Origin of the sequence: Kitasatospora sp. NPDC007106 (assembly GCF_040634455.1) — a bacterium.
In the GTDB taxonomy this organism is placed as follows: Bacteria; Actinomycetota; Actinomycetes; order Streptomycetales; family Streptomycetaceae; genus Kitasatospora; species Kitasatospora arboriphila.
Genome location: NZ_JBEYFP010000639.1, coordinates 1 through 3,431 on the forward strand (window position 1 = coordinate 1; position 3,431 = coordinate 3,431).

The window sequence follows — 3,431 nt, forward strand, 5'->3', positions numbered from 1 at the left end:
CGGTGTTCCGATCTGGCGCGGCGGTCGCCCTCGGCGCCGCCCTGGTGCCGCTCGCCGTACGGCACTTCGCCCTGCAGACGGCCGTCGTCACGGTGACCGTGCTGACCTTCGTCTCGGTCGGCGGCGACCGGCAGGCCGCGGCCTCCCGGCTGGCCGACACCGCCGTCGCCTGCCTGCTGGTGCTGCTCGTCGGCCACCTGCCGAGGCTCGCCGACACCCAGGCGCGGGTCGGCCACCGCTCCGCGCACGCCCTGCGGCACACCCGCCGCTACCTGCAGCACGTGCTGGCCGCCGGGCCGGGCGATCCCGACGGCCACCCCGCAGGCCACGCCGCCGAGCAGCGGGCCGAACTGCGCCGCGCCGCCTACCAGGCACTCGCCGAGGCGCGGACCGCCGCCGAGACCGCCGCCGCCGAACTGCACACCGGCCGCGGCCCCGACTGGCTGGGCGTCACCACCGGCGCCGAACGGATCGTCGACGCGGCCACCGCCTGCGCCGTCCGGCTGGAACACGGCGCCGCCCGCCCGGCCGCCCCGGCGGCCCGCCGGGTCGCCGAGGCCCTGGACGCCGTCGCCGACGCCCTCGACGGCCGCGGCGACGCACCCGGCAGCCGCCCGGCCCTCGCCGACCTGCCGCCCGACTGCCTCACCCTCAACGACATCGTCACCGAACTCCGCCGGATCCGGACGCTCACCACCGCCGCCTGACACCCCGACGGCAGCCGGCGCGGGCCCGGACGCTAGCATTCGGTGCGAACACGCCCGATCCCGGCCGGACCGGCGGAAATCCCCCGGGCCGCCCTCACCCGCGGATCGGCGCGGCCCTCCGGCGGTCAGCGGCGACCGCCCGCCGTCCAGCGAAGCCGCCGCACCGGCGGCGCACCACGGAGCCCCTCATGCGCCCAGCGCCGCCCGCCGATCCGACCCGGTCCGAGGGCGGGGGCCCGGCGCTCGCCGCCCTCGCCGTCACCGCCTTCGCCATCGGCACCACCGAGTTCGCCGCGATGGGGCTGCTGCCGCACATCGCCGACGGCCTGCACGTCTCGATCCCGCGGGCCGGCTGGCTGGTCTCGCTGTACGCGCTCGGCGTGGTGATCGGCGCACCGCTGCTCACCGCCCTGTGCGCCCGACTGCCGCGCAAGGCCGTGCTGGTCGGACTGACCGGCCTGTTCACGGTCGGCAACCTGCTCTGCGCGATCGCCCCGAACTTCGCCTTCCTCGCCGCCGCCCGCCTGATCACCGGCCTGCCGCACGGCGCGTTCTTCGGCGCCGGCGCGGTCGCCGCCGCCGAACTCGCCGCCCCGCACCGCCGGGCCCGCGCCGTCTCGGTGATGTTCTCCGGCCTCACCGTCGCCAACATCCTCGGCGTGCCCGCCGCGACCCTGCTCGGCCAGCAGCTCGGCTGGCGGGCCGCGATGCTCGTCGTCGTGGCGATCGGCGGGCTCGGCGCCGCCGCGATCGCCCGGTTCGTCCCGCCGCTGCCCAGCCACCCGCAGGCCGGCCTGCGGCACGAGCTCTCGGCCTTCCGCAGCGGACAGCTCTGGCTCGCCCTGGCCACCGTGGTCGTCGGCTGCGCCGGCCTGTTCGCCTGCTACAGCTACATCACCCCGCTGCTCACCGAGGTCTCGGGCTTCGCGGACGGCTCGGTCACCCTGGTGCTCGCCCTGTTCGGCGTCGGTTTCACCATCGGCAACGCCGTCGGCGGGTGGGCCGCGGACCGGGCGCTGCGGCCGAGCATCTGCGCCGCCTTCCTGCTGATGGCGCTCGCCCTGGGCGTCTTCGCGGTGACGGCGCACACCGAGTGGTCGGCGGCCGCCACGGTCGTGCTGATCGGCGTCTTCGGGTTCGCGGTGGTGCCGACCGTGCAGACCCTGGTGCTGCAGAAGCCCGGCGGGCACCGGCCCGCCACAGCGCCCGCGTCGGCGGGAAGAGCAGCGTCAGCGCCAGCACGTCCGACAGGAAGCCCGGCACGATCAGCAGCACGCCCGCGAGGACCGTCATGGTCGTCGCGGTCTGCGCCTGCTTCGGCCGGGGATCGCGGCTCTGCTCGACGGCCGCGGAGAAGGCCCGCAGCCCCGCGCGCTTGACCAGCCAGCCGCCGGTGAACACCCCGGCCAGCAGCAGGACCAGCACGGTGAACCAGCCGGCCGCCGAGGCCACCACCGTGACCAGCCAGATCTCCAGCACCAGCCAGGCGGCGACGAGCAGGGGAAGCACCCGGCGCAGCGTGCTGCGGCGCGCCGGCCGGGCCGTGGTTGCTTGCTGGGACACGGGACGGATCCACTCCGGAGGTGCTCTCCCACCGGCCGGACGCTCCGGCCGCGACTACGGCACCACCTGGTCCAACGGCTCCGCCGCCTCGGGTGTTCCGCCCGAACGGCGCCGGCGGACGGCGCCGACGGCCACCGCACCGCAGGCCAGCAGGCCCGCGGCGGCCAGTGCCCACTCCGGCGCGGCACCGACCCGGTCGGCCACCGTGCGGGAGTCGCGCAGCGGCACCGTGGCGTTGAGCACCGCCGGGGTGAGCTCCTTCGTCCGGGAGACCACCGAGCCGTCCGGGGCGATCACGGCGCTGATGCCGCTGGTCGCGGCGATCAGGACGGCGCGGCCGTGCTCGACGGCGCGCAGCCGGCTCATGGCGAGCTGCTGCTCGGTCTGGCCGGTGCGGTTGTAGGTGGCGTTGTTGGTCTGCACGACGAGGATCCGGCCGCCGTCGTTGACGGTGTCTCGGACGATCTCGTCGTAGGCCACCTCGAAGCAGATGACGTCGCCGATCCGGGCCGGGCCGAGCTGCATCACGCCGTTGTGGTCGCCGGGGTAGAAGTCGCGGGCGACCCGCTGCAGACGCGAGATCACCTTGGACAGCTCGGCGCGGAACGGCACGTACTCGCCGAACGGCACCGGGTGCTGCTTGGTGTAGGAGGCGCCGGGGCCGGTCGCCGGGCTCCAGACGATGCCCTCGTTCTGGACGTGCTGCGCGTCCGGGCCGTCGACCAGGGCGCCGACCAGGGTCGGCACGCCGACCGCGCGGACGGCCTGGTCGATCCGCTGGTAGGCGGCCGGCTCGGAGAACGGGTCCAGGTCGGAGGCGTTCTCCGGCCAGATGACGATGTCCGGCTTGGGGGCGCGGCCGGCGGCGACGTCCGCGGCGAGCTTCTCCGTCTCGCTCGCGTGGTTGTCGAGGACCTGCATCGGACGGCCCAGGAAGTCCATGCCGGGGTGCGGCACGTTGCCCTGCACCAGGGCCACCTTCACCGTGTCGTCGCCCTCGGTCGGGACGGGGACGACCAGGCCGGCGAGCAGCGCGGCCACCGCGCCGAGGCCCGCCAGTGCGGCGGCCTTCGGCGAGCGGCGCGGCCCGCGGCGCAGCCGCAGCACGGCCCAGGCCAGCAGGGTGCCGCAGAGCGCGACGGCGAAGGTCACCAGCGGCGC

At 76.1% G+C, this 3,431-nt stretch carries 1 protein-coding gene and 3 pseudogenes; 2 read left to right on the plus strand and 2 right to left on the minus strand.

All coding sequences use genetic code 11. The features are described 5' to 3' along the window. Together ABZ641_RS29905 and ABZ641_RS29910 are read left to right on the plus strand one after the other, a co-directional pair. Positions 1 to 707, plus strand: a pseudogene (locus ABZ641_RS29905) (FUSC family protein); the annotation flags it as partial. A gap of 188 nt (positions 708 to 895) precedes the next feature. Beyond that, a pseudogene (locus ABZ641_RS29910) lies at positions 896 to 1,867 on the plus strand (MFS transporter); the annotation flags it as partial. Positions 1,868 to 1,946: 79 nt separating this feature from the next. On the opposite strand, the pseudogene ABZ641_RS29915 reads toward ABZ641_RS29910, so the two are convergent. Both ABZ641_RS29915 and lnt read right to left on the minus strand, forming a co-directional pair. Next, positions 1,947 to 2,270: pseudogene (locus ABZ641_RS29915) on the minus strand (FxsA family protein); the annotation flags it as partial. Positions 2,271 to 2,324: 54 nt separating this feature from the next. Beyond that, positions 2,325 to 3,431: apolipoprotein N-acyltransferase (gene lnt, locus ABZ641_RS29920; protein ID WP_359986773.1), on the minus strand; the 1,107-nt coding region annotated here is incomplete at its 5' end.